Raw genomic sequence first — 21,708 nt, forward strand, 5'->3', positions numbered from 1 at the left:
CCGTGACCCTCGACTCCTTCGTCCGCGGCCTGCCCAAGGCCGAGCTGCACGTGCACCTCGAAGGCACGCTCGAGCCGGAGCTGCGCGCCCGGCTCGCTCAGCGGAACGGCCTGCCGGTGCCCGCCGCGCTCTCGTACGACTTCGACTCACTCGCCTCGTTCCTCGCCGTCTACTACCCGGCGATGGACGTGCTCCGCGAGGAGCAGGACTTCTACGACCTGGCGACGGAGTACTTCCGCCGCGCCGCCGCCGACGGGGTCGTGCGCGCCGAGGTGTTCTTCGACCCGCAGGCGCACACCTCGCGGGGCGTGCCGTTCGAGTCGGTGATCGGCGGCTACCATCGCGCCGCCGTCGACGCGGCCGCGCTCGGGATCGACGCGGGGCTCATCCTCTGCTTCTTGCGCGATCTGTCGGCCGAGAGCGCGCGCGAGACGCTCGAGCGCGCGCTGCCGTTCGCCGACCGCCTGATCGGCGTGGGGCTCGACTCCGACGAGCGGGGCAATCCGCCGGCGAAGTTCCGCGAGGTGTTCGCGCTCGCCCGTGAGGCCGGCCTCCGGCTGACCATGCACTGCGACGTCGACCAGCCCAACAGCGTCGAGCACCTGCGCCAGGTGCTCGAGGAGATCGGCGTCGACCGCATCGACCACGGCACGAACATCGTCGAGGCTCCCGAGCTCGTCGAGCGCGTGCTCGAGCGCGGACTCGCGCTGACCTGCTGCCCGCTGTCGAACTCGTTCGTCTCGAGCGACATGAAGGCGGTGGAGCTGCGCGCGCTGCTCGAGCGCGGCGTGCGGGTGACGGTCAACTCCGACGACCCCGCCTACTTCGGCGGGTACGTCGCCGACAACTACCTCGCGCTGGCCTCCCGCGCGGGCTTCACCCGCGACGAGCTGGTGCAGCTGGCGCGCAACTCGGTGCTCGGCTCGTGGGCGTCGCCCGAGGTCCAGGAGGAGCTGCTCGCGCGGATCGACGCGCACGCGGCGTCGGCGTAGGGGCTCCGGCTGTTCCGAACCCGCAGCGCCCCGTGGCGGGTCCCGTCGTGCGGGTGGCGGGGCGTGTGAGAATCGCCGGGTCGGTCCATCGCGGTGGATCCGGAAGTGAACCCCGGGAGATCCCGTACGACGGGGCCCGGGGTTCCGCGCTGCGTGGAGAGTCCTCGGGCGGTTCGCCTCCCGCTCAGAGGTAGCGCAGCGCCAGGTGCAGGTCGACGCGGTCGGACATCGAGCCGAGGTCGCGGCCGGTCAGCGCCTCGATGCGCTGCACCCGGTAGCGGAGCGTGCTGGCGTGCAGGTGCAGGAGGTCCGCGGCCCGGCGCCACGCGCCTCCGCTCTCGAGGAACACGCGCAGGGTCTCGACCATGTCGGAGCGGTGCTCGTCGTCGTAGCGGACCAGCTCGCCGAGCACCTCGCGGGCGAAGGCGGCGCGAGTGCGCGGCGAGATCAGCTCGAGCAGGGCGCCGCTCGAGACCGGCACCGTGTGCGCGAGCACCGTGACGGGGTCCGCGGAGGAGCCGGCGGCCGCGGTCGCCCGGGCGCGGGCGGCGAGCAGCGAGGCTCCGAGCTGCCCGACGGAGCGGGAGCCGTCACCGACGCCGATCGACACCCGGCGTCCGCGCAGGAGCCACGGCTCGGCCTCGACGGCGGCGCGGAGGGCGGGCCCCGGCTGCCTCTCCTCGTCGTGCGGATCGCCCAGGAGCAGCACCGCGCCTCCGTCGAGCACCCCGCCGAGGGCCAGAGCGTGCTCGCGCTCGCCGGCCTCGCGCAGCGTCCGCAGCAGCGCCTCGGGAGGGAGCGACGGATCGTCCGAGCGGGCGAGCACCACCCGCAGCGGCGCTCCGAGCCGGGCTCCGAGCAGGCGCAGTCGCACCGAGACCTCGCCGTCCGGCAGCTCGTCGTTCTCGACGGCGCGGAGCAGGTCGAGCAGCGGACCCGCCGCCTCCTGCTCGCGGCGGCGGGCGAGCGCGAGGCGACCGGCCACGGTGCTCGCGAGCAGATCGGCGGCGTCGGCCGACTCCTCCGACCAGCCCCTCTGATCGCCGGCCACCACGAGCACGCCGAGCCGTTCGCCGGAGGAGGAGAACAGGGCCTTCCGGGACAGGGTGCGGCTGCCGGGCGCGACGTCCCAGCGGTCGTCGGAGGAGGCGAGCGAGGCGTCCCAGGCCGATCCGGACTCGGCGGGGGACGGCATGCCGCCCGCCGACGCGACGAGGACGCCGGAGCGGTCGATCACCCAGCTGCCGTGCGCGAACTCCTCGAAGAAGGCGCGGAGGGCGGCGTGCACGCCCTCGCCCGCGGCGAGGTCCTGGAGCAGGCGCCGGGCGAAGCGGGCGTCGCGGCCGAGAGTCGGCAGGTCGGCCTGCGCGAGCACCCCCGCGACGGTCTGGCCGATCGTCTTGAACGACACCTCGGGCGAGACCGTCAGCAGCGCGACTCCGTGCCGCCGGCAGACCTCGGCCATGCCGGCGGGGAGCGTGCCGACGGCGATGAGGCCGACGACGATCGCCACGACTCCGCGATCGGCGACCTGGCCGACGAACCGCTCGACGCTCTCGCGGCCGGAGGTCCACAGCGCGCTCGTGAGCACGACGTCGCCGGGGGAGAGGAAGCGGCCCGGATCGGGGAGGTCGATCGTGTAGGTGCCCGAGATCGCGCGCGAGAGCTGCACCTCGTCGCCGGTCACCAGGGTCAGCTGGAGCTCGGGGTGGGTGAGGAGCTCGCGGACGTTCACGCTGGGGCGGCCTCTTCGATCGTCGGACCCGCGACCGGGCGGGGACTCCAGACTACGGGCGCGGGGGCGGGCTGCTGCGGTACGTCGGCTGCGCGGGGGTCTGTCCGCTGTCAGGCGACAGACCCCCTCCTCGGCTGATGTTCTGCGCGGGGCCGGCCGGAATCGGCGCCTCGACGACGGAGGAGCCGACTCCCGGGGACGCGCGGGGCGTCTCGCGGGAGCCGGCTCCTCGGCTCAGTGCTGTCAGCGCGCGGTGCGGCGGCGTCCGAGTCCGAGCGCGACGGCGCCGGCGGCCAGCAGGCCGAGGGCCGCGGCGGTGAGCCAGCCGCCCTCGACGCCGGTGCTGGCGAGTCCGCTGGTCGGCTTCGCCGGGGTGTGCGGCGGGACGGCCGCGGCCGGGGTGGTGGCGTGCGGAGCCGGCGCGGCGGTGGGGGCCGCTGTCGGGGCCGTGGTGGGCTCGGCGGTGGGTGCTGTGGTGGGCTCCGCCGTCGGTGCGACGGTCGGCTCGCCCGTCGGAACCGGCGTCGGCTCCGGCGAGACCGCCGCACCGAAGACCGACTCCGCCGAGCCGAGCGACGCCAGCACGGTCTCGCCGTTCGCGTCGTCGACCGAGTCGTTGTCCGTGACCACGAAGACCTCGCCCGAGCCCGTGATGCCGAGCCCCTCGAGCTTCTCCTGGGTCCAGCCGTCGCCCGCCTCGAGCGCCGGCAGCACGTCGGCCGCGAGCGTCTTCTCGAGCATCGGCAGCTCCTCGCCGACCGCGGCACCCGCGCCCGTGGGGAGCGGGACCGTGTAGACGGCCTTGAGAGCCGCATCCGGACCGTTGCGCTTGTCGCGCTCGATCACGGCGAGCGTGCCCGCCGGGGTCAGGGTGATCTCGGACAGCCCGTTCCAGTCGCCCTCGACTCCGGAGGGAGCCTCGAGCGGGTAGCCGAAGAAGCTCCAGGAGCCGGCGGCGACGTCGTAGCGGCCGAGGCGCACTACTCCGTCCGCGTCGATCGAGGCCTCGCGCTGCAGCGCGGTCCAGATGATCTCGCCCTCGGCGCCGGTCTCGATCGTGACGCCCTCGAAGCCCTGCGAGCCCAGCGCGTCGGCGACCTCGGCGGGGAGCACGATGCGCTCGAGCACCGCGGCGGACGCGTCGAGGCGCAGCAGGGCGTTCTCGGGCCCGGTCTCGCCCTCGGTCACGGCCCAGAAGCCGCCGTCGGTGCGCGCCGCGATGCCCTCGAGGTCGAGGGCGGCCGGCTCACCCGCCTCGGTGACGGTCGTCGTCGCGTCCAGCACCGCGGGGGTGACGGAGGTGTCGATCGAGTGGATCGTGCTCGGCGCGTAGGCGCTGTCGCTCACCGCGTAGAGGCGGTCGGCGTCGGCCGGGTCGGTCGAGAGCCCGGAGAGGGCGCCCCAGGGCAGCGGCGATCCGTCGGCGTCGGCCGAGACGAGCGTCGGGAACGCGGGGGCGGAGGCGCCGAGCGCGTACAGCTGCACGGTCGCGCGCAGCGCCGCCTCGGCGTCGTCGGTCTCGCTCGAGACGACGAGGAGGTCGCGCTCGGGCAGGGCGAGCAGCCCCTCCGGACCGGGCGTCGACGGCAGCGCCTGCACGAGGCGCGGCGCGGTCGGGTCGGAGACGTCGTAGACCGCGACGAAGTTGGCGCGCTCGGCGCCGACGAAGACGTAGGGCACGCCGTCGAAGGTCGCCGAGAGCAGGCCCTCGGGCTCGGAGCCCTTCGCGTCGGAGCGCTTGTCGGGGTAGAGGCCGAGGCTCACGGCGAGGTGGTCGAAGGTGTTCCCCGCGTCCCACTGCACCGCTCCGGTGGCCGCGTCGAGGATCGACCAGCCGCGCGTGCCGCCCTTCCAGTCGCCCTCGTTCGCGATCGCGACGTGCGCATCGCCGACCCAGCCGATGGCGTCGGGCTCGCGCGGAACATCGGTGATCGATCCGGTGAGCGAGATCGTGTCGTCGTCGAGCGTGTCGATGCCGTCGACCGAGACGGTGCCCGCGGAGTAGGAGGTGAGGACCTCGCGCGACGCCAGGTCGACGATCGCGACGGCGTTGTTCTCCTGCAGGGTCACGGCGACGGCCGTGTCGGCGGGGTTGATCGAGACGTACTCGGGCTCGGGGTCCTCGGGGGTGTCGAGGCCCGCGAGTCCGGTGAGGGAGACGTGCTCGGCGACCCAGGTCGAGGGGTCCCCGGCCAGGTCCATCACGACGAGCTCGCCGGCGGGCGCCTGCGGCAGGTCGCCCTCCTCGGCACCCTCGGGGGTGGACTCCTCGTCGCGCTGGTTCTCGATCGCGATGACGGCGGTGTCGCCGGCGGTGGTGGCGTCGATGGAGTCGGGCTGTCCGCCGAGCTCGATCGTCGCGACCGGCGCGAGGTCCGAGGCGTGCAGCACGCTCACGTGACCGGAGGGGTTCGCGAAGTCGCCGTCGCTCGTGTCGACGACCGCGAGGACGTATTCGCCGGTCGCGTAGACGGAGGTCGGCTCGCCGCCGACGCCCGTGCCGCCGAGCGGCTCCGGCGACTCGGGGTCGCTGATGTCGAGGACGTTGATGCGCTGACCGGCGGAGTCGGTCGAGTAGACGAGGCGGCCGTCGGGCGACGCGCTCGAGATCTCGGCGACGGCGGAGTCGACGGCCGGGTCGGCGGCGTTGAGGTACGCGGGCACGGTGGCGATGCGGGTGAAGAAGGAGTCGCCGCTCGCCGCGGCGGGCAGGGCGGCTCCGAGCGTGCAGCTCGCGAGGGTGAGGACGATCGCGGCGCCGGCGGCGCGGCGGGGGGCATGAGGACGGGGCACGGGTCTCCTGAGCGGCTTCGAAGGGAACCCGTCCACGCTGGTCCGCCCGGGTGAACGCGCGGTCGCCGCGACGTGAACGCGCGGTGCCTGCGCGAATCGAGCTCAGCATCCGGGTGGTCCGGAGGGGAGTGGGGGCTCGATCCGCCGCTGCGTGGCTACTCGACCAGCGAGGGAGGGGCGGCCGCCAGCCCCGCCGCCGTATTCACGCCACCAGAGCGGAGCGCGCGAACTCGTCGCGCGCCAGTCCCAGTGCCTCCGAGCGCGTCCGAGCGCGTCCTCGACACGCACCCCCAAGCCCGTCTCGGGGAAGCGGCCAGCCGCCTCCACAAGAGCCGGGCCCCGCACGTTCCCGTGCGCCTCGCCCGACCTCAAGCCCGTGCGCAGCGCGGAACCGAATTCGGCGAGCGAGCCGCGGATCTCCGCCGGCACCGGCTGGAGCGTCGCACGCGCTAGGCCTGGTCGGCCGTGCATGCGAGAGACGCCGTCATGCATTGGGGCCCACTCGAATGGGCATCGACGTGCAGGACGCGTCGTCGAGCGGCTCCGTACCCCGAATTGTCCCCATTTCTCCCTAAATGACGCCCGGAAACCTGATCTCTAATATGAAGGATGCTCATTCTCAGGAGAACAAATGAAGAAACCCACTTTGATCTGCGTGGCGCTGTCCGTCGCGCTCGCCCTGAGCGCGGCCACTCTCGCACCTGCGGAGTCGCCCGCGTCGAGCGCCGGTGCGGACGGCGTGGTCGAACTTCTGAGCAAGGTTCCGACCGAGATCTCAGTCCTACAGGGTGTCGGCGCCGCCGCAGAACCCGGCGCCGGTGCGCCCGGAACCTCGTCGAGTGACAGCGCTGCGCTACACGAAGCGACAGATGTCGCAGTCACGAACGGAGGCGAGGATCCTCTTGCCGTCGATCTGGTCGCTGCCCAGAACGCAGTGGAGGTGAGCGTCTCGAGCGCGGGGATCGAAGTCATCGACAACGGCGACGGGTCTCAAACGATTCCTCTCAGTCGCTCGGACGGCTCATTGCAGGTCGTGACCGTCATCGAGACGCCGAGCGCGCCGCGGGCGTACTCGGTAGGCGTCGATCTGCCGGCTGGTACCGCGCTGTCCGATGCCGGGAACGGAGCGCTACTGGCCATCGCTCCAGACGGCACGATGGCCCTCGGCGTGGCACCGGCATGGGCTTACGACGCCGCGGGCGTCGCCGTCCCCACTCGTTACGAAGTCACGGGTTCGGTCATCACGCAGGTCGTGGAGCACGACTCAGGCGAGTACCAGTACCCGATCACGGCCGACCCGTGGCTGGGCCAGCGACTCTTCTCTCCCATGACGGTCAATCGGAAAGGGGCCTTTCAGGGACGCGCCGTCTACTCTGGCCGACTGACGGCGTGGGGTGTCGCGATGGGAGCCGGGAACCTCGGCTACACCATTTTGAGCACCGCCGGATGGGAGGAGTTCGCCTCCTCATGGTCGGCAGTGAGGAACAGTCGAAGCATGTATCAGCAGTACCAGTGCCATGCACTCTGGGGTCGGGCCGTCATCGGCGCAGGGATCCACTGGGATCTCGAAGCGGTCCGTCCCGCTAACGCGAACTGGGCCGACGTGCTCAGCCACAAGTGCAATTGGTGATGAACCTGGCTGACAGATCACGGCGGCGGAGAACCCTCGTCGCCGTTGCCACGGGGTTCATGATCGGCGTCGTGTTCGCCGGTGGCGTCGCGTGGGCCTCGGCGAGACTTCTCGACGATTCCCGCCGCGGCATCACTCTCGTCGACGTCGTGCACGATGGCGTCCCCGGCTTCACAGCAGAGTCGGCGCCGAGTGCTGACGCCTGCGGCGACCGTCGGGGATGCGTCGAGGGCGTTCAGGGTGACGGCGTGTCGATCTACCGGTTCGACACGCTCGACCACGCGCGACAGGACGTCGTCTTCAGTGACGCGGACTTCTACAGATCAGACCGCTTCGTCCTCGAGTTCGACGGAACCATGACTGCTGAGCAGCGCTTCGGAGTGCTTCAACGCCTCGAAGGAACGTGGACGGGAAGCGACGACTGACGCAGGCACTGGGGGATGCCTGCTGATCGAGTAGCCCGCGGAGCGGGCGTATTGAGATTCACGTGGTCCAGAGGGGTGGGTCTCTTAGGAAAAGTCACCTCCTGCGGGTGGTTGGGTCGGCTGCAGGCAGCCGACTTTTCCCTCACCACTGAGACGCAACGCGGCTTCGCCGCTCGATACGCCGCTGCGCGGCTACTCGACCAGCAGGGGTGCGGCCGCCAGCCCCGCGGCCGCCGTCCCCCACGCCGCCAGCGCGGAGCGCACGCGCTCGTCGCGCGCCAGCCCCAGCGCCTCGGCGTACGCGCCCTCCAGCACGTCGTCGATCCGCACCCGCGCGCCCGTCTTGGAGGAGTGCACCGCCGCCTCCACCATCGCCAGGCTCCGCACGTTCGCGTGCACCTCGCCCGACGGCGTGCGCCCGGTGCTCAGCGCGGAGACGAACTCGGCGAGCGAGCCGCGGATCTCCTCCGGCACCGGCTCGAGCACTCCGGTCCGCGCGAAATCGGACTCCCGCTCCTGCAGCTCCGGTGCCCCGTCCCCGTCCCAGCGGGCCGTCCCGCCCGCGCCGTTCACGCGCCAGCTGCCGTTCCACGACGTCTCGAATCCGTCGGCGCACCAGCTGCCCGTGTAGGTGAAGCGCACCCCTCCGGCGAACTCGAACACCGCGGTCGCCGCCGCGCCGTCGGCGTACCAGCTCCACTCCGGGTTGTACTCCTCGCAGTACACCGACACCGGGTCGCGGTCGAGCACGTACCGCGCCGCGTCGAAGGCGTGGATCGCCATGTCGACGAGCAGCACGTGCGGCATCTCCTCGCGGAACCCGCCGAAGTGCGGCGCCTTCGCGAACTCGACGGAGGCGCTGCCGAGGGTCCCGAGCTCGGTGACCTGCGCGCGGAACGCGGCGATCGCGGCGTAGTAGCGGCGCGACTGGCTGGTCATCAGCAGCCGCCCCGAGGCCTCCGCGGTCGCCGCGAGCACGAGCGCCTCGGCGACGGTCGGCGCGATCGGCTTCTCGCAGAGCACCGGCAGTCCGGAGAACAGCGCCTCGGTGCTCACGGGCAGATGCGCGCGCGGCACGGTGACGTTGACCACGGCCTCGGCGCCCGAGCGCGCGGCGACCTCGGCGACGGAGGTGCCGATCGCGACCGGAGCGACCCCCTCCTCCGCCGCGGCCCGCTCGGCCAGATCGGTGTCGAGGTCGACGAGGCCGACCAGCTCGACGTCGGCCGAGTCGCGCAGTGCGTGCAGCCAGGCGCGCCCCATCGCTCCCGCGCCGACCTGGACGATGCGCACGGGAGCGCTCATCGGACGAGCGCCCCCTCGTAGTCGTGACCGTTGTGGAAGTCCTCGGTCTCGTACCGCTGCAGCACCGGCAGGGTGCGCTCGGGGCGGAGGGTGCGCGCCCACTCCACTCCGTTCGCGATCACGCGCCGCACGTCGGGGTGGTGGTAGACGGGGTAGTCCTGGTCGCCGGGCGAGAAGAAGAACACCTTGCCGTGCCCCCGCTTCCAGGTCATCCCCGAGCGGAACACCTCGCCGCCCGAGAACGTCGAGAGGAACACCAGCTCGTCGGGCGCGGGCACGTCGAAGAACTCCCCGTACATCTCCTGCTGGGGGATCACGACCGGGTGGGGCACGCCCTGGGCGATCGGATGCGTCGGGTCGACGGTCCAGACCAGCTCGCGGTCCTGCTCCGATCGCCAGCGCAGCGTGCAGGTCGTGCCCATCAGCTTCCCGAAGATCTTCGACCAGTGGCCGGAGTGGAGCACCACCAGTCCCATGCCCGAGAGCACGTGGCGGTGCACGCGCTCGACGACCTCGTCGGCGACCTCGCCGTGCGCGGCGTGCCCCCACCAGACGAGCACGTCGGTGGCCGCGAGGACCTCCTCCGTCAGACCGTGCTCCGGCTCGTCGAGGGTCGTGGTCGACACCTCCGCGCGGTCGCCGAGGTTCTCGGAGACGCCCGCGGCGATCGTCGTGTGCATGCCGTCGGGGTAGATCGCGCGCACCTCCTCCTCGATCTGCTCGTGGCGGTTCTCGCCCCAGACGAGGACGCGGACGGGGGAGGAGGGTGTGGTCACGGGAAGTCCTTCACGGGTCGGCACTGACGGAGTCGCGAGCGGTTAACCGCTTTACCGCGGTGTCCAGGATGATGGACGTCACCGCCGCTCGTCAACCGGGAGGGGCGACGAGCGGAGGAGCACCATGGCGACCATGCGCGACGTCGCCGAGCGCGCGGGCGTCTCGATCGCCACCGTCTCGTTCGTCGTCAACGACTCCAAGCCGGTGACCGCCGAGACACGGCAGCGCGTCGTCGACGCGATGGCCGAGCTCGACTACCGCCCGCACGCCCTCGCCCGAGCGCTCGCCCGCCGCCGCTCGATGATCCTCGCGGTCGTGTTCCCCCTGGTCCGACCGCGCCTGCTGAACACGGCCACCCTCTTCTTCGCCGGAGCGGCCGAGGCCGCCGCCGAGCGCGGGTACTCGATCGTGCTGTGGCCCTCGCTCGACTCCTCCGAGCGCCTCGCCGGACTCCGTGCCGACGGGCTGGTCGACGGCGTGGTGCTGATGGAGGTCGCCCTCGACGACGACCGGGTCGACGTGCTGCGCGACTCCGGGACGCCCTTCGCGCTCATCGGCCGCACCCGCGACCCCTCCGCCCTCGACTGGGTCGACATCGATATCGAGGGCATGGTCGACGAGTCGCTCGCGCGACTGTCGTCGCTCGGGCACGAGCGCATCGCCCTGGTGCTCGGCGGTCCAGAGCGTGTCGAGGGCTTCGGAGCGAACGCTCGCGCCCGCGAGACGTTCCGGCGCGTGTCGGGGGAGCGGGGTCTCTCCGCAGTGCTGCTCGAGGCCGAGGAGTCGGCTCGCGGCGGACGCGCGCTCGCCGCGGAGCTCGGCGACGCGACGGCGGTGGTCGTGTTCGACGGAGGGATCGCCCTCGGACTCGCGCAAGAGCTTCGCCACCGCGGAGTGAGCGTGCCGGAGGACGTGTCGATCGTGCTGCTCGCCTCGACGCCCGACGTCGCCGACTTCGGCGATCCCGAGCTCGACGTGCTCGTCTCACCGGCGCACGAGCTGGGGCGGCGGGGAGTGGAGGCGCTGCTCGCACGGCTCGAGGACCCGGCCGCGCCGCTCGTGCAGGAGCGCATCGGGGGATCGTGGCGCGAGGCGGGATCGGTCGCGCCGGTGCGACGTGCGAGCGGGGCGGATCGGTCCGCGATCGACCGCGGGTAGCGCTCGCGCCGGTCGCACGTCCGGCTCGATCAGCCGCTGCAGCAGCGAGTTCGGCCGGTGCAGTCGCATGAGCTGGCGCTGCGGCTCGTCCCAGGGGAGGGAGGCGTCGCAACTCGTGCAGCGCGATGCAGGGCCCGATCGAGCATGTTGTGCAGAACGGCACGAAGACGGCCGGGAACAAGGGGACATCGATCTTCACGCAGGGATCCGGCAAGAAGAGGATCCGCGTCATCATGGACGACACGAGCGGTGACATCGACACGCTCACGAAGGGATGAGCGATGCGCGTCACGTACGATCCGACTGCGAACGCGGCGTACATCATGGTCGCGGACCGCATCGCGGACGGTTCGGCCGCCCAGCAGCTCCCTTCGATCGCGACTCCCGGAGGTCTGGGGGAAGTGATTCTCGACTTCGATGAGGGCGGCCGGCTGCTCGGCATGGAGATACTCAACGCGCGAGAGGTCTTACCCGGTTCCGTGATCGATGCTGCTCTGCAGGACCTCACCGACTGAGCCTCAATGCGCTGCCGGAGACCGGGGAGTCCTGAACGGTAGTCGGTCGCTCGTCAGCGAGACGCAGCGTCTCGAGCGGCGGGTGCAGAGTCCGGCGACGTGGGTGAGCAGTTCGACCTACCGCTCGCAGGGGCCGTGACGACGGCGAGCTGTCCTAGAAGGCACGAGCCGTAGCCGGCCTCGTTCCCTTTGCTTCTCCACTGCTACGGCACGATCGCGTCGATGTACCCGCCGTCGACCCGCACTGCCGCGCCCGTGGTCGCCGAGGCGAGCGGCGACGCGAGGTACACGACCATGTTCGCGATCTCCTCCGGCTCGATCAGCCGCTGCAGCAGCGAGTTCGGCCGGTGCAGCCGCATGAACTCGCGCTGCGCTTCGTCCCAGGGGAGGGACGCGTCGACCAGCTCGTGCACGAAGTCCTCGACCCCGCCCGTGTGCGTCGGGCCCGCGAGCACGCTGTTCACCGTGACTCCGGTGCCGGACGCCGCCTTCGCGAAGCCCCGCGCCACTCCGAGCAGCGCCGTCTTCGACACCCCGTAGTGGATCATCTCGGCCGGCGTCGCGACGGCGGAGTCGCTGCCGTTGTACTGCACGCGCCCCCAGCCCCGCTCGATCATGCCGGGCAGGTAGGCGCGGGTCAGGCGCACGCCGGTCAGCACGTTGACCTCGAAGTAGCGGCGCCACTCGTCGTCGCTGATCGTGAGCGGATCGGCGCTGCCGAAGATCCCGAGGTTGTTGACGAGGACGTCGACGCTCGGGACCGCCTCGAGTAGCGCCGCGGTGCCCTCGTCGGTCGCGAGGTCGGCGGCGACTCCGCGGACGGACGCCTCCGGAACCTGCCGCAGCACCTCCGCGACGGCCGTGTCGATCGAGCCCTGCGAGCGGGCGTTGACGACGACGTCCGCCCCGGCCCTCGCGAGTCCGACGGCGATCGCCAGCCCGATGCCCTGCCCGGATCCGGTGACCAGGGCCGTCTTCCCGGTGAGATCGATCGCGATCATGCTGCTCCGTTCTGCGGCGCGCGCGGTGCGGGCCGTGCTCTCGATGACAGTAGTAGGCAACGGGGCGCCCGCAGATGCCGTGCAGGACGACGGGTCTTCTTGTGGTGCTGACGGCGAGGAGTGCCCGGCGAAGATGCCTTGAAACGGGTATGAAGGCGACAAACCGATTGAAGCCGATGCAGCCCTCTCCCTCATGTTCCCCGCACAGAGCCGCTGAGGCACTGCGATGGGGCGCAGTGATTCGGCGTAACCGGCCGAGGCGAATCAAGCCGACATAGCGCCGCACAGGTGAAAACCGTCACGGTAGTCGGCGACGGATTACTCCACCTAGCCGCCGACTGACGCATCTCGATTCACGGCAGACGATGCCGGAATGTCGCGATCTCTCTTCCGTGAGGTAGAGAAGCACGGCGGCGAAGCACCGCAGGCAGTGACGATTATTGTCCGGCCTGCGCGATCGGCGTCTCTATTCACGCCACATCCTTATCCCTGAGGCTCCTCTCATGTGAGAAGTCGTCATGTTTAGTTAGCGTTCCTCGCATCAGCAACCAACACATCGCTGAGGGATTGGGGAATCGCATGTTCATGAGCTATAGCTCCGCGAGAAAGAGCCGCATCACGAAGGTGGCCGCGGCCGCGGCGGTGATCTTCGGGAGGTTCGGCGCAGGGGCGGTCGTCGCCACCTCTGCCCAGGCTTCCGAATGCAGCTTCGGGTGGTGTGGCATCGTCCACAGCGCAAAGGACTCGACACGTACCGTGTTCGTCGGCTCTGCATGGAGCGGCTCAGCGTCGTCCGGCAAGATCGCCGCTCTGTCGCCCGGCCAGTCGTCGAAGTCGTTCATGTCGGACGCCGACGGCTACAAGCTCATGCCAGGTGCCTGCGCCTGGTGGTACACCGAGGCCGGAACCAAGCAGGCACCCGCTCGCGTGCGCGGCGATGGCAGGTGGCACCAGATTCACAACAGCTTCAACTACACGATGCACACCTATGCCTGCTGAGGTGCTACCGTCCACGTCACTGCCAACTGCCGCCCCTTGAGAAAGAGAGTCAGCTGATGAAGAAGATCGCCATACTGTTGCCGTTGGTGCTGACTTTTTCGCTGTCATTGATGGCCGCATACGCATTGCCAGAGGTGGTGTGGGCTCCAGCTAATCCCACATCGGCGGATACCGACCCGGCATTCTTCTTCGCCGGATTCATCGGACTCTTCATCGCGTTCCTCGCTCTGCACGTCTGGGGGGCCGTCTGGCTGCTTCGCGGGCAGAGTGCTGAAGACTAGCTCGAGCTGGTCGGAGAGGGCCGGCGCCCGCGGGGGCCGGCCCTCTCCGCATTTCGGCGACGCTCTCGAAAGGCGCTGCGCTGCGCTGTTGCTTGAGTGCGATTCAGATTTCAGGCAACCCGCCGATTCGCTGCCCGGATCCGGAGACCACTGTCGTACTGCTCGTGCGAGCATCGCTGCTTTGTTCTGCCAAGCGCGCCGTGCCTCCGATGGTGTCGGTTGCGTCGCGAGAGCGGACCCCGGACGAGTCGCTGGAGAGCATCGCGGGCCCGGCACCGCTCCTGCGCGCAGAACTCGTCGGCATGTGGGACGCGGACGTGCAGTTCACCTACGCTTTCTGGATCCCGCTGCTGTTCTTCGACGCACCTCACTCGCACAGCGCTGCCGCTCATCTCTTCGTCGCGCGCGGAGAGCTCCTGCTGGGTTACGGCGAGACGTTCGACCGCTCGCGTCTCGAGCGGTATCCCGCCGGTTCCTTCCTCTGGGTTCAAGCCGGCGCGGCGCACTTCGACGGGGCCGACACCGAGACGGTGCTCATCGGCACGGCGACCGGCCCGTGAAGCGCCGACTACAGGTGAGGCGTCGGACACGAGGGGCTGGTTCTTCGCAGTGCTCGGATCCGGTTTCTCGGAGGTCGGAGAACCCCGATCCCGGAAAGGACGGCCGAGAGGTGTCGCGCCCGATGAAGGGGCGCGTCGTCGCGGCGCCGCCGGTGCCGCACCTTGCGCCCTCCCGCGCCCCGCGCGTACCGTGCTGGGGTACCTCGTCGCGAGCCGCGACGTCGGTGCGGCCACCTCACCGGCCGACCGGACGGCTCGCGGACACGGGGGCTCCCCGCACGGAAGACGGTCCTTTGCGCATCAGCACCGGTACTGCGTCCACGACGCAGACGCTGACCTCGCACTGACGACCCCCGTGCCCGCCCGCTGAGGGCGAGGCTCCCGCACGCCGGGAGCCCGGTGGTCGTCGCGCGCCGACACACCATCACCGGGAGCACCGTGCCCTCCACCATCACACCCTCCGTCGTCCTCACCGACTGCTCGTTCGCCTGGCCCGACGGCGACGTCGTCCTCGACCGGGTCACCACCGCGTTCGGCCGTGGCCGCACCGGGCTCGTCGGAGCCAACGGAGCCGGCAAGTCCACGCTCGTCCGACTCGTCACCGGCGACCTCGCCCCGACGCACGGCACCGTCTCGACGACGGGGCCGGTCGACCTGCTGCCGCAGCGGCTCCGGCGCGGACCCGACGACACCGTCGCCGATCTGCTCGGGATCCGCGGGAAGCTCGACGCCCTGCACGCGATCCTCGGCGGGGACGCCGATCCACGGCACTTCGAGGTGCTCGACGACGACTGGGACCTCGACGCCCGGGCGGTCGCCGCGCTCGGGGAGGCGGGGCTTCCGGAAGACCTGCGCCGGCCCGTCGCGACCCTCTCGGGCGGGCAGGCGGTCCTCACCGCGGTGACCGGCGTCCGCCTCCGGCGGAGACCGATCGCGGTGCTCGACGAGCCCACCAACGACCTCGACCGCCGGTCGCGCGGTCTGCTGGTCGACCTCGTCGACCGGTGGCGCGGCACGCTGATCGTGGTCAGCCACGACCGCGAGCTGCTCGAGCACGTCGACGAGATCGCCGAGCTGCGGGGCGGCGCGCTGCGCACCTCCGGAGGCACCTACTCGGACTTCGAGGAGCGGCTCGCCCTCGAGCGCGCCGCGGCCGAGCGCGATCTGCGCGACGCCGACCAGCTGCTCCGCGCCGAGAAGCGGCAGCGGATCGAGGCCGAGACGACGATCGCGCGGCGGGCGAAGGCGGGCGCCCGATCGGCGGAGTCGATGCCGAAGATCCTCGCGAACGCCCGGAAGAACAGGGCCGAGGGGACCGCCGGGCGCCTCCGATCCGGTCACGGCGAGGCGGAGGCGCGCGCCCGCGAGCAGGTCGACGCGGCATCGCGCGCGGTGCGGGACGACGACGCAGTGCGCATCGCGCTGCCGGATCCGGGGGTGCCGGCGGGGCGGCGGCTCGCCGAGATCACGGTGCGCGGCCGCACCACGGTGCTGCAGGGGTCCGAGCGGATCGCCGTGGTCGGCGCGAACGGGACCGGCAAGACGACGCTGCTCGAGCAGCTCGTGCGGGCGGAGGCGCGTCCGCATCCGATCGCCGGCACGCACGCCACCGTGCTCACGGACCGCGTCGGCTGGCTCCCGCAGCGTCGGGAGGGGCTGCTCGACGACGACCGCACGGTGCTCGAGCACGTCGCGCGCGCGGCCCCCGCCGTGCCGACCGGCGAGCTGCGCAACGCGCTCGCGCGGCTGCTCCTCCGGGGCGCGATCGTCGACCGGACGGCATCGACCCTGTCGGGCGGCGAGCGGTTCCGCGCCGCCCTCGCAGGGCTCGTGCTCGCGCAGCCGGCTCCGCAGCTGCTCGTGCTCGACGAGCCGACGAACGACCTCGACCTGGCGACGACCGACCACCTCGTGGACGTGCTCGCGGCCTGGCGGGGCGGGCTGATCGTGGTCAGTCACGACGAGGCGTTCCTGGAGCGGCTGGCGCTCGACGGGCGGGTGGTTCTCGACGCGCCGACGGGGCTCGTCAGCCGCGGCGACTCCGGATGATCAGCGCGGCTCGAGCTGCACGTGCGCCGGCATCCTTGCGGATCGAGTAGGCCGCGGGTTCGTCATCGCGGGACAGGCACGACGGGAGCGAGGAACCCGCCGGGCTCGTCGAGGGTCGGCTCGTGGTACTCGGCCGGCAGCGTGTAGCGGTCGGTGCCGTAGCCGGTCACCTCGAAGACCTCGTCCTCGATCGTGCCGATGAGGAAGGCGGAGTGGATGAGGGTCCCGCCGGGTGCGCGTCGGGGGGTTCCGGACGCCGAGCCTTCGTGGCGTCGGTCGTCGCTCTGGACGACGACGAAGCCGCCGGGCGCCTCCTCGAGGCCGTCGGGGTCGATCCCGACCGTCTCGATGCCGTCGAAGCACGGCTCGGCGGGACCGTCGAAGCCCGGGTCCATGTCGAACGTGCAGAACTCCATCGATCCGTCGGGAGCGACGTGCAGATCGCCGTACGCGCCGACCAGCTCGACCTCCGGAGCGGCGGTGCAGGCGGCGAGGCCGCCCAGGAGCGCGAGAGCGGCGACGGTGCGCGGCACCCGCCTCACGACGCCACCGCCAGCGTGCAGCGGTACCGCGGGCGGTCGGGCCAGCGCGGGTCGACGGGGGCGGGTGCGTCGGTGAATCCGAGGCGCCGGTAGAAGCCGATCGCGTCGTCATCGGTCCGGGCGACGATCGCGGCTCCCGGATGCGTCCGCTGCAGCTCGCGGACGAGGGCCGACCCCCACCCTCGGACCAGTGACGCGACGTACTCGATCTCGAGGCCTTCCTCGACGGGTCGCGCGGCGGCGAACGCGTCAAGCCGGCCGTCCTCGACGGCTCCGATCACGGTCAGCGCCGGCAGCTCCTCGTCGCGGAGGCGCGCGAGCTCCTCCTCCGGCAGCTCGGCGGCCAGCCGGAGCAGTTCGAGGAACCGCGGCGACGCGAGGTCGGAGGGGGCGAGGTCGCGGATCGGCACGCCTCCGATCCTGGCCGATCGGGGCTCGGGAGGGAACGGCGAGCTCGTCGACGGTGCTCGGTGACACCGTCCGAGCCGGTCCGTGCGCGCATCCCCCGGTGTCGAGTGGACGCGAAGCGGGCTCGGGTGGCGTCGACTACGCGAAAGTCGTCGTACTCGAGCGCGAGTACGACGACTTCCGCGGAGTGGGGGCGAACTCAGCCCGCGTGGTGCCGCCCGATCGGCAGCACCAGCGGGGTGCGCGAGACCGGGTCCTCGATGATCCGCGACTCCATCCCGAACACCGCGCGCACGACCTCCGAGGTCACGACCTCGGCCGGCGTCCCCGAGGCGTACAGCGCGCCGGCGCGCACCGCGAACAGGTGGTCCGCGTAGCGCGCCGCGAGGTTCAGGTCGTGCAGCACGATCACGATCGTCGTGCCGCGGGTGCGGTTGAGGTCGGTGAGCAGGTCGAGCACCTCGATCTGGTGCGAGACGTCGAGGTAGGTGGTCGGCTCGTCCAGCAGGAGCACGTCGGTGCGCTGCGCGAGGGCCAGGGCGATCCAGACGCGCTGGCGCTGGCCGCCCGAGAGCTCGTCGACCGGGCGGTCGGCGATCTCGAGGGTGCCGGTGGCGCGCAGGGCGTCCTCGACGATCGCGTCGTCGTCGGCGGAGGAGCCCCGGCCGAACCAGCCGCGGTGCGGGTAGCGGCCGCGGGCGACCAGATCCGACACCGCGATGCCCTCGGGGGCGATCGGGGTCTGCGGCAGCAGCCCCACCTGCGTCGCGACCTGCTTGGTCGGCAGCGTGTGGATCGCCTGCCCGTCGAGCAGGACGGCTCCGGTCCGCGGAGTGATCAGCCGCGCCATCGCGCGCAGGAGCGTCGACTTGCCGCAGGCGTTCGCACCGACGATCACGCTGATCGCGCCGGTGGGCACGTCGAGCGAGAGGCCGTCGACGACGACGCGCTCGTCGTAGGCGAGCGTGACGGCATCGACCGCGAGCGTGCGGTGCGCCGAGACGGAGCCCGCAGAGACGGAGGAGGCCCCCGCGGCGGACGGGGCGGGCGTGGTCGATGCGGTCACAGAGTGCCTCCGGTGCGGTTGCGGCGGGCGAGGAGCCAGAGCAGGAACGGGGCGCCGAGGGCACCCGTCACCACTCCGACGGGGAAGCGGGCGCCCGAGAAGGCGAGCCCCGCGACGTGCTGGGCGACGAGGTCTGCGGCGAGCACCACGACCACCCCGACGAGAGCGGAGGGGACGAGCAGGGACCGCGCATCCGGTAGGAGACGCCGCGCGATCGGCCCCGACACGAAGGCCACGAAAGCGATCGGGCCGGTGGCGGCGGTCGCGACGGCGACGAGCCCGACGGCCACGGCCAGCAGCGCGGCGCGGTCGCGGCCGACGGCGACGCCCAGGGCGGTGGCGGAGTCGTCGCCGAGCTGCAGCATCCGCAGCCGGCCCGAGAGCAGCAGCGCCAGCGGCACCAGCACGAGCATCGCCAGCGCGAGCGGCGGCACGCCCGGCCACAGCGCCTGGTTGAGACTGCCGGTCAGCCAGCGCAGCGACTCCTGCACGTCCTCGAAGTCGGCACGCGTCTGCACGTACGCGATCACGCTCTGGAACATCGCACCCACACCGATGCCGATCAGGATCAGCCGTGCGCCCGCGACTCCGCCGCTGCCCGCCAGCCCGGCGATGACGAGCGCGGTCAGCAGGCCCGCGGTGACGGCGATCACCGAGACGGCGACTCCCGACAACCCGAGGAACGCTATCGCGACGACGGCCGCGGCGCTCGCCCCGGACGTGATGCCGATGATGTCGGGGCTGGCGAGCGCGTTGCGCAGCAGCGTCTGGAAGATCACGCCGCCCATCCCGAAGCCCGTGCCGACCAGCACGGCCGTGATCGTGCGCGGCAGGCGCAGCGTGCCGACCGTGAAGGACGCTCCGGGAACGGTGTCGCCGAGGATCACCCGGACGACGTCGACGGGGGAGTAGACGGTGGTGCCGACGCTGATCGACACGAGCACGAGCGCCAGGGCGAGGGCGGCGAGGACCGCGCAGCCGATCGCGGTGCGGCGGGCGCGCCGGCTCCGCCCGGCCACGATGCCGGGCGCGTCTCCGGGGGCGTTCCCGGACGAGCGGAGTGGCGTGGCCGCGCTCACAGGGCCCTCACCTTCGAGCGGCGCACGATCGCGATCAGCACGGGCGCTCCGATCAGGGCGGTGACGATGCCGACCTCGACGTCGCTGGGCCGCGCGACGACGCGCCCGACGACGTCGGCGGTGAGCAGCAGCAGGGCGCCGAGCAGGGCCGAAGCGGGGAGGAGCCACGCGTGCGCGGGCCCGGTCAGGCGGCGCGCGAGGTGCGGGACCACGAGGCCGATGAATCCGATGGGCCCCGCGACGGCGGTGGCGGCGCCGCACAGCAGCACGGCGGCGATGCCGGCGACCAGGCGGATGCGGCCGACGCGGCGGCCGAGGCCGGTCGCGAGGTCGTCGCCGAGAGCCAGGGCGTCGAGGCCGCGGGCGCTGGCGAGCGCGAGCAGCGCGCCGACGGCCAGGAACGGCAGGACCTGCAGGATCGCTCCGGTCTCGGCACCGCCGACTCCGCCGACCTGCCAGAAGCGGAAGCGGTTGAGCGTCTCCTCCTGGGTGAGCAGCACGGCGCTGATCAGCGAGGTGAGCGCGGCGGCGGTCGCGGCGCCGGCGAGGGCGAGCTTGAGCGGGGTCGCTCCGTCGCGGCCGAGCGAGGCGACCGCGTAGACGAAGGCGCCCGCGGCGGCCGCGCCGAGGAACGCGAGCCAGATGTACTGCGGGAGGGTCGTCACTCCGAGGACCGAGATGCCCAGGACCACTGCGAGCGACGCCCCGGCATTCAGCCCCAGGATGCCCGGGTCGGCGAGCGGGTTGCGCGTCATGCCCTGCATGACGGCGCCGGCCAGGCCCAGGGAGGCGCCGACCAGCAGGGCGAGCACAGTGCGCGGCACGCGGTTCTGCACCGCGGCGTCGACGATGGACGCCGGGTCGGGCGAGGTCAGCGCCGGCCAGACCTCGGCGAGCGGGATCTCGCGCGAACCGAAGACCAGCGAGGCGATCGAGGCCAGGGCGAGCGCGACGACGACGGCGCCGAGCCAGAAGGGGCGCAGGCGCCGGGGAGGAGCGGAGGCGTCGGTGCTCACGACACCTTGTCGGCGGCCGCCGCGATCCCCGCCGTGTACTCGTCGAGACCCCACGGGATGCTCAGCAGGTTGGGCGAGGAGGTGGCCATCGCGAGGGACGAGCCGTCGGTGAGGACGTAGACCGAGCCGCGCGCGACGGCCGGGATCTTGGAGAGCAGCGGATCGGCCTGCAGGGCCGGGAGGGTGGTCTCGTCGCCGTAGACGATGAGCACGTCGGCGTCGAGCTGGTCGGCGTTCTCGGCGCTGAGGGTGCCGCTGAACGCCTCGGAGTCGCCCGAGAGCTCGACGATGCTGGGCGCGACCTCGAGGCCGAGGTCCTCGACGTACTTCACGCGAGCGTCGTTCGGCGTGTAGTAGGTGAAGGAGCTCGCGTCGGTGGGGTCGTACCAGCCGTAGGTGAAGGTGGTGCCCTCGAGCGAGGGGTGCTCGGCGACGGTCGCGGCGATCTCGTCCTCGACCTCGGCGACCTTCGCCTCGGCCTCGTCGGCGAGCCCGAGGGCGGCGCCGTCGAGCTTCGCGGAGTCCTGCCAGGTCGTGCCCCAGGCCAGGCCCGGGTAGGCCACGGTCGGGGCGATCTGCGACATCGTGTCGTAGTCCTGCTGCGAGATGCCGGAGTAGGCCGAGAGGATCACGTCGGGCGTCAGGTCGGCGATCGCCTCGAAGGGCACGCCGTCGGTCTCGTCGAAGAGCTCCGGAGTCTCGGCGCCGGCCGCATCGAGGGCCTCCTTCGTCCAGACCAGCAGTCCGTCGCCGTCCTCGTCGCCGTAGGAGGCGCGGGTGAAGCCGACCGGGGTGACGCCGAGCGCGAGCGCGACGTCCTGGTTGGTCCAGCTGGTAGCGACGACGCGGTCGGCCGACTCGACGGTGGTCTCGCCGAACGCGTGCTCGACGGTGACGGGGAAGCCGGCCGCGGACGGCGAGGCGTCGTCGGTGCCGGCGTCGGCGCCTCCGGAGCAGGCCGTGAGCAGCAGGGCGGTGAGGCCGAGCGAGGCGACGGCGGTGAGGCGGCGGGGGGTGCGGATGGCGGGCACGAGCGTCCTTCGGAGCGGGGGTCTGTGGATTGCGAAGGTAAGCCTAACCTCACCGTCGCGGAGTCGCCAGACGGCGGGCGGGGTTCGCCCCGGTCTCGCAGGAAGGGGGGTGCCCGGGTCGCGGGAGAGAGGAGTACTCGAAAGGGGGACATTGATAAGGGAGTGCCTAACCCTCGGAAATCCCCTTTCAGGGGGGTTAACCAGCGTCGGGAATTCACCCGTGTTTCGGGCATGATTCGGCCCTCAGGGAAACGCGGCCCTTCCGGGGGGCATGCGGGTGACAGATCCTCCGCTTGCTTATCGATTACTAGGACATCACTAGATTCGCAGCAACCCCATTCCCTTT

General features: G+C 71.8%; 21 protein-coding genes. 10 read left to right on the forward strand and 11 right to left on the reverse strand.

Features of this window, described 5'->3' with window-relative positions; genetic code table 11:
* The first annotated feature begins 2 nt into the window (after positions 1-2).
* Positions 3-992 (forward strand): adenosine deaminase, encoded by a 990-nt coding sequence (gene add / locus LRG51_RS18620; protein WP_230674158.1) that lies wholly within the window; start codon positions 3-5, stop codon positions 990-992.
* Between the two features lie 184 nt (positions 993-1,176).
* Here add and LRG51_RS18625 read toward each other — a convergent pair whose 3' ends face one another.
* Entirely contained in the window at positions 1,177-2,727 is a 1,551-nt protein-coding gene (locus tag LRG51_RS18625) for a PucR family transcriptional regulator (RefSeq protein WP_230674159.1), read from the reverse strand.
* A 243-nt stretch (positions 2,728-2,970) separates the two neighbouring features.
* Complete coding sequence (locus tag LRG51_RS18630; RefSeq protein WP_230674160.1) at positions 2,971-5,520, reverse strand: esterase-like activity of phytase family protein; 2,550 nt, start codon at positions 5,518-5,520, stop codon at positions 2,971-2,973.
* Between the two features lie 631 nt (positions 5,521-6,151).
* Here LRG51_RS18630 and LRG51_RS18635 point away from each other — a divergent pair.
* Positions 6,152-7,150: a DUF2599 domain-containing protein gene (locus tag LRG51_RS18635; RefSeq protein ID WP_230674161.1), complete on the forward strand. Its 999-nt coding sequence runs from the start codon at positions 6,152-6,154 to the stop codon at positions 7,148-7,150.
* On the forward strand, positions 7,150-7,575 hold the full coding sequence (locus tag LRG51_RS18640; protein WP_157603103.1) for a hypothetical protein: 426 nt from the start codon (positions 7,150-7,152) through the stop codon (positions 7,573-7,575). Before LRG51_RS18635 ends, LRG51_RS18640 begins: the two co-directional genes overlap by 1 nt.
* Positions 7,576-7,767: 192 nt before the next feature.
* Here the strand turns inward: LRG51_RS18640 and LRG51_RS18645 are convergent, their stop codons facing one another.
* Both LRG51_RS18645 and LRG51_RS18650 read right to left on the reverse strand, forming a co-directional pair.
* Positions 7,768-8,880 (reverse strand): Gfo/Idh/MocA family protein, encoded by a 1,113-nt coding sequence (locus LRG51_RS18645; protein ID WP_230674162.1) that lies wholly within the window; start codon positions 8,878-8,880, stop codon positions 7,768-7,770.
* On the reverse strand, positions 8,877-9,656 hold the full coding sequence (locus LRG51_RS18650) for a ThuA domain-containing protein (RefSeq protein ID WP_230674163.1): 780 nt from the start codon (positions 9,654-9,656) through the stop codon (positions 8,877-8,879). Before LRG51_RS18650 ends, LRG51_RS18645 begins: the two co-directional genes overlap by 4 nt.
* A 124-nt stretch (positions 9,657-9,780) precedes the next feature.
* On the opposite strand from LRG51_RS18650, the gene LRG51_RS18655 reads away from it, so the two are divergent.
* The 3 genes from LRG51_RS18655 to LRG51_RS18665 all read left to right on the forward strand — a co-directional run bounded on the left by LRG51_RS18655 (position 9,781) and on the right by LRG51_RS18665 (position 11,330).
* Positions 9,781-10,815: a LacI family DNA-binding transcriptional regulator gene (locus LRG51_RS18655; RefSeq protein ID WP_230674164.1), complete on the forward strand. Its 1,035-nt coding sequence runs from the start codon at positions 9,781-9,783 to the stop codon at positions 10,813-10,815.
* A gap of 125 nt (positions 10,816-10,940) precedes the next feature.
* Positions 10,941-11,093 (forward strand): hypothetical protein, encoded by a 153-nt coding sequence (locus tag LRG51_RS18660; protein WP_230674165.1) that lies wholly within the window; start codon positions 10,941-10,943, stop codon positions 11,091-11,093.
* Positions 11,094-11,096: 3 nt separating this feature from the next.
* On the forward strand, positions 11,097-11,330 hold the full coding sequence (locus LRG51_RS18665) for a DUF2283 domain-containing protein (RefSeq protein WP_055789443.1): 234 nt from the start codon (positions 11,097-11,099) through the stop codon (positions 11,328-11,330).
* A gap of 203 nt (positions 11,331-11,533) precedes the next feature.
* Here the strand turns inward: LRG51_RS18665 and LRG51_RS18670 are convergent, their stop codons facing one another.
* Positions 11,534-12,328 carry an SDR family NAD(P)-dependent oxidoreductase gene (locus tag LRG51_RS18670; protein WP_230674210.1) on the reverse strand — a complete coding sequence of 265 codons (795 nt, stop codon included), beginning with the start codon at positions 12,326-12,328 and terminating at the stop codon, positions 11,534-11,536.
* Positions 12,329-12,916: 588 nt separating this feature from the next.
* On the opposite strand from LRG51_RS18670, the gene LRG51_RS18675 reads away from it, so the two are divergent.
* From LRG51_RS18675 to LRG51_RS18690, 4 genes are all read left to right on the forward strand, one after another.
* Positions 12,917-13,330, forward strand: coding sequence for a hypothetical protein (locus LRG51_RS18675; protein WP_230674166.1), 414 nt, complete (start codon positions 12,917-12,919; stop codon positions 13,328-13,330).
* 56 nt (positions 13,331-13,386) lie between these two features.
* Entirely contained in the window at positions 13,387-13,611 is a 225-nt protein-coding gene (locus LRG51_RS18680) for a hypothetical protein (RefSeq protein ID WP_230674167.1), read from the forward strand.
* 164 nt (positions 13,612-13,775) lie between these two features.
* Positions 13,776-14,171 (forward strand): cupin domain-containing protein, encoded by a 396-nt coding sequence (locus tag LRG51_RS18685; protein WP_230674168.1) that lies wholly within the window; start codon positions 13,776-13,778, stop codon positions 14,169-14,171.
* 438 nt (positions 14,172-14,609) lie between these two features.
* Positions 14,610-16,220 (forward strand): ATP-binding cassette domain-containing protein, encoded by a 1,611-nt coding sequence (locus LRG51_RS18690; protein WP_230674169.1) that lies wholly within the window; start codon positions 14,610-14,612, stop codon positions 16,218-16,220.
* A gap of 62 nt (positions 16,221-16,282) precedes the next feature.
* Here the strand turns inward: LRG51_RS18690 and LRG51_RS18695 are convergent, their stop codons facing one another.
* The 6 genes from LRG51_RS18695 to LRG51_RS18720 form a co-directional block, all read right to left on the reverse strand.
* Positions 16,283-16,753 (reverse strand): hypothetical protein, encoded by a 471-nt coding sequence (locus LRG51_RS18695; protein WP_230674170.1) that lies wholly within the window; start codon positions 16,751-16,753, stop codon positions 16,283-16,285.
* A gap of 5 nt (positions 16,754-16,758) precedes the next feature.
* On the reverse strand, positions 16,759-17,172 hold the full coding sequence (locus LRG51_RS18700) for a GNAT family N-acetyltransferase (RefSeq protein WP_230674171.1): 414 nt from the start codon (positions 17,170-17,172) through the stop codon (positions 16,759-16,761).
* Positions 17,173-17,369: 197 nt separating this feature from the next.
* On the reverse strand, positions 17,370-18,236 hold the full coding sequence (locus LRG51_RS18705) for an ABC transporter ATP-binding protein (RefSeq protein WP_055789459.1): 867 nt from the start codon (positions 18,234-18,236) through the stop codon (positions 17,370-17,372).
* A complete protein-coding gene (locus tag LRG51_RS18710) occupies positions 18,233-19,315 on the reverse strand; it encodes a FecCD family ABC transporter permease (protein WP_230674172.1) in 1,083 nt (360 codons plus the stop codon). The genes LRG51_RS18705 and LRG51_RS18710 overlap by 4 nt, the downstream gene beginning before the upstream one ends.
* Entirely contained in the window at positions 19,312-20,331 is a 1,020-nt protein-coding gene (locus LRG51_RS18715; protein ID WP_230674173.1) for a FecCD family ABC transporter permease, read from the reverse strand. Before LRG51_RS18715 ends, LRG51_RS18710 begins: the two co-directional genes overlap by 4 nt.
* On the reverse strand, positions 20,328-21,362 hold the full coding sequence (locus tag LRG51_RS18720) for an iron-siderophore ABC transporter substrate-binding protein (protein ID WP_055789465.1): 1,035 nt from the start codon (positions 21,360-21,362) through the stop codon (positions 20,328-20,330). The genes LRG51_RS18715 and LRG51_RS18720 overlap by 4 nt, the downstream gene beginning before the upstream one ends.
* Between the last annotated feature and the right edge of the window lie 346 nt (positions 21,363-21,708).

The sequence above is a fragment of the Rathayibacter sp. Leaf248 genome (assembly GCF_920939495.1).
GTDB lineage: Bacteria > Actinomycetota > Actinomycetes > Actinomycetales > Microbacteriaceae > Rathayibacter > Rathayibacter caricis.

Bases quoted from the DNA above. Each gene is read 5' to 3' on its own strand.
- LRG51_RS18665 (WP_055789443.1), top strand. From the start codon at position 11,097: ATGCGCGTCACGTACGATCCGACTGCGAACGCGGCGTACATCATGGTC.
- LRG51_RS18635 (WP_230674161.1), top strand. From the start codon at position 6,152: ATGAAGAAACCCACTTTGATCTGCGTGGCGCTGTCCGTCGCGCTCGCC.
- LRG51_RS18655 (WP_230674164.1), top strand. From the start codon at position 9,781: ATGGCGACCATGCGCGACGTCGCCGAGCGCGCGGGCGTCTCGATCGCC.
- LRG51_RS18640 (WP_157603103.1), top strand. From the start codon at position 7,150: ATGAACCTGGCTGACAGATCACGGCGGCGGAGAACCCTCGTCGCCGTT.
- LRG51_RS18675 (WP_230674166.1), top strand. From the start codon at position 12,917: ATGAGCTATAGCTCCGCGAGAAAGAGCCGCATCACGAAGGTGGCCGCG.
- LRG51_RS18660 (WP_230674165.1), top strand. From the start codon at position 10,941: ATGCAGGGCCCGATCGAGCATGTTGTGCAGAACGGCACGAAGACGGCC.
- LRG51_RS18680 (WP_230674167.1), top strand. From the start codon at position 13,387: ATGAAGAAGATCGCCATACTGTTGCCGTTGGTGCTGACTTTTTCGCTG.
- LRG51_RS18645 (WP_230674162.1), bottom strand. From the start codon at position 8,880: ATGAGCGCTCCCGTGCGCATCGTCCAGGTCGGCGCGGGAGCGATGGGG.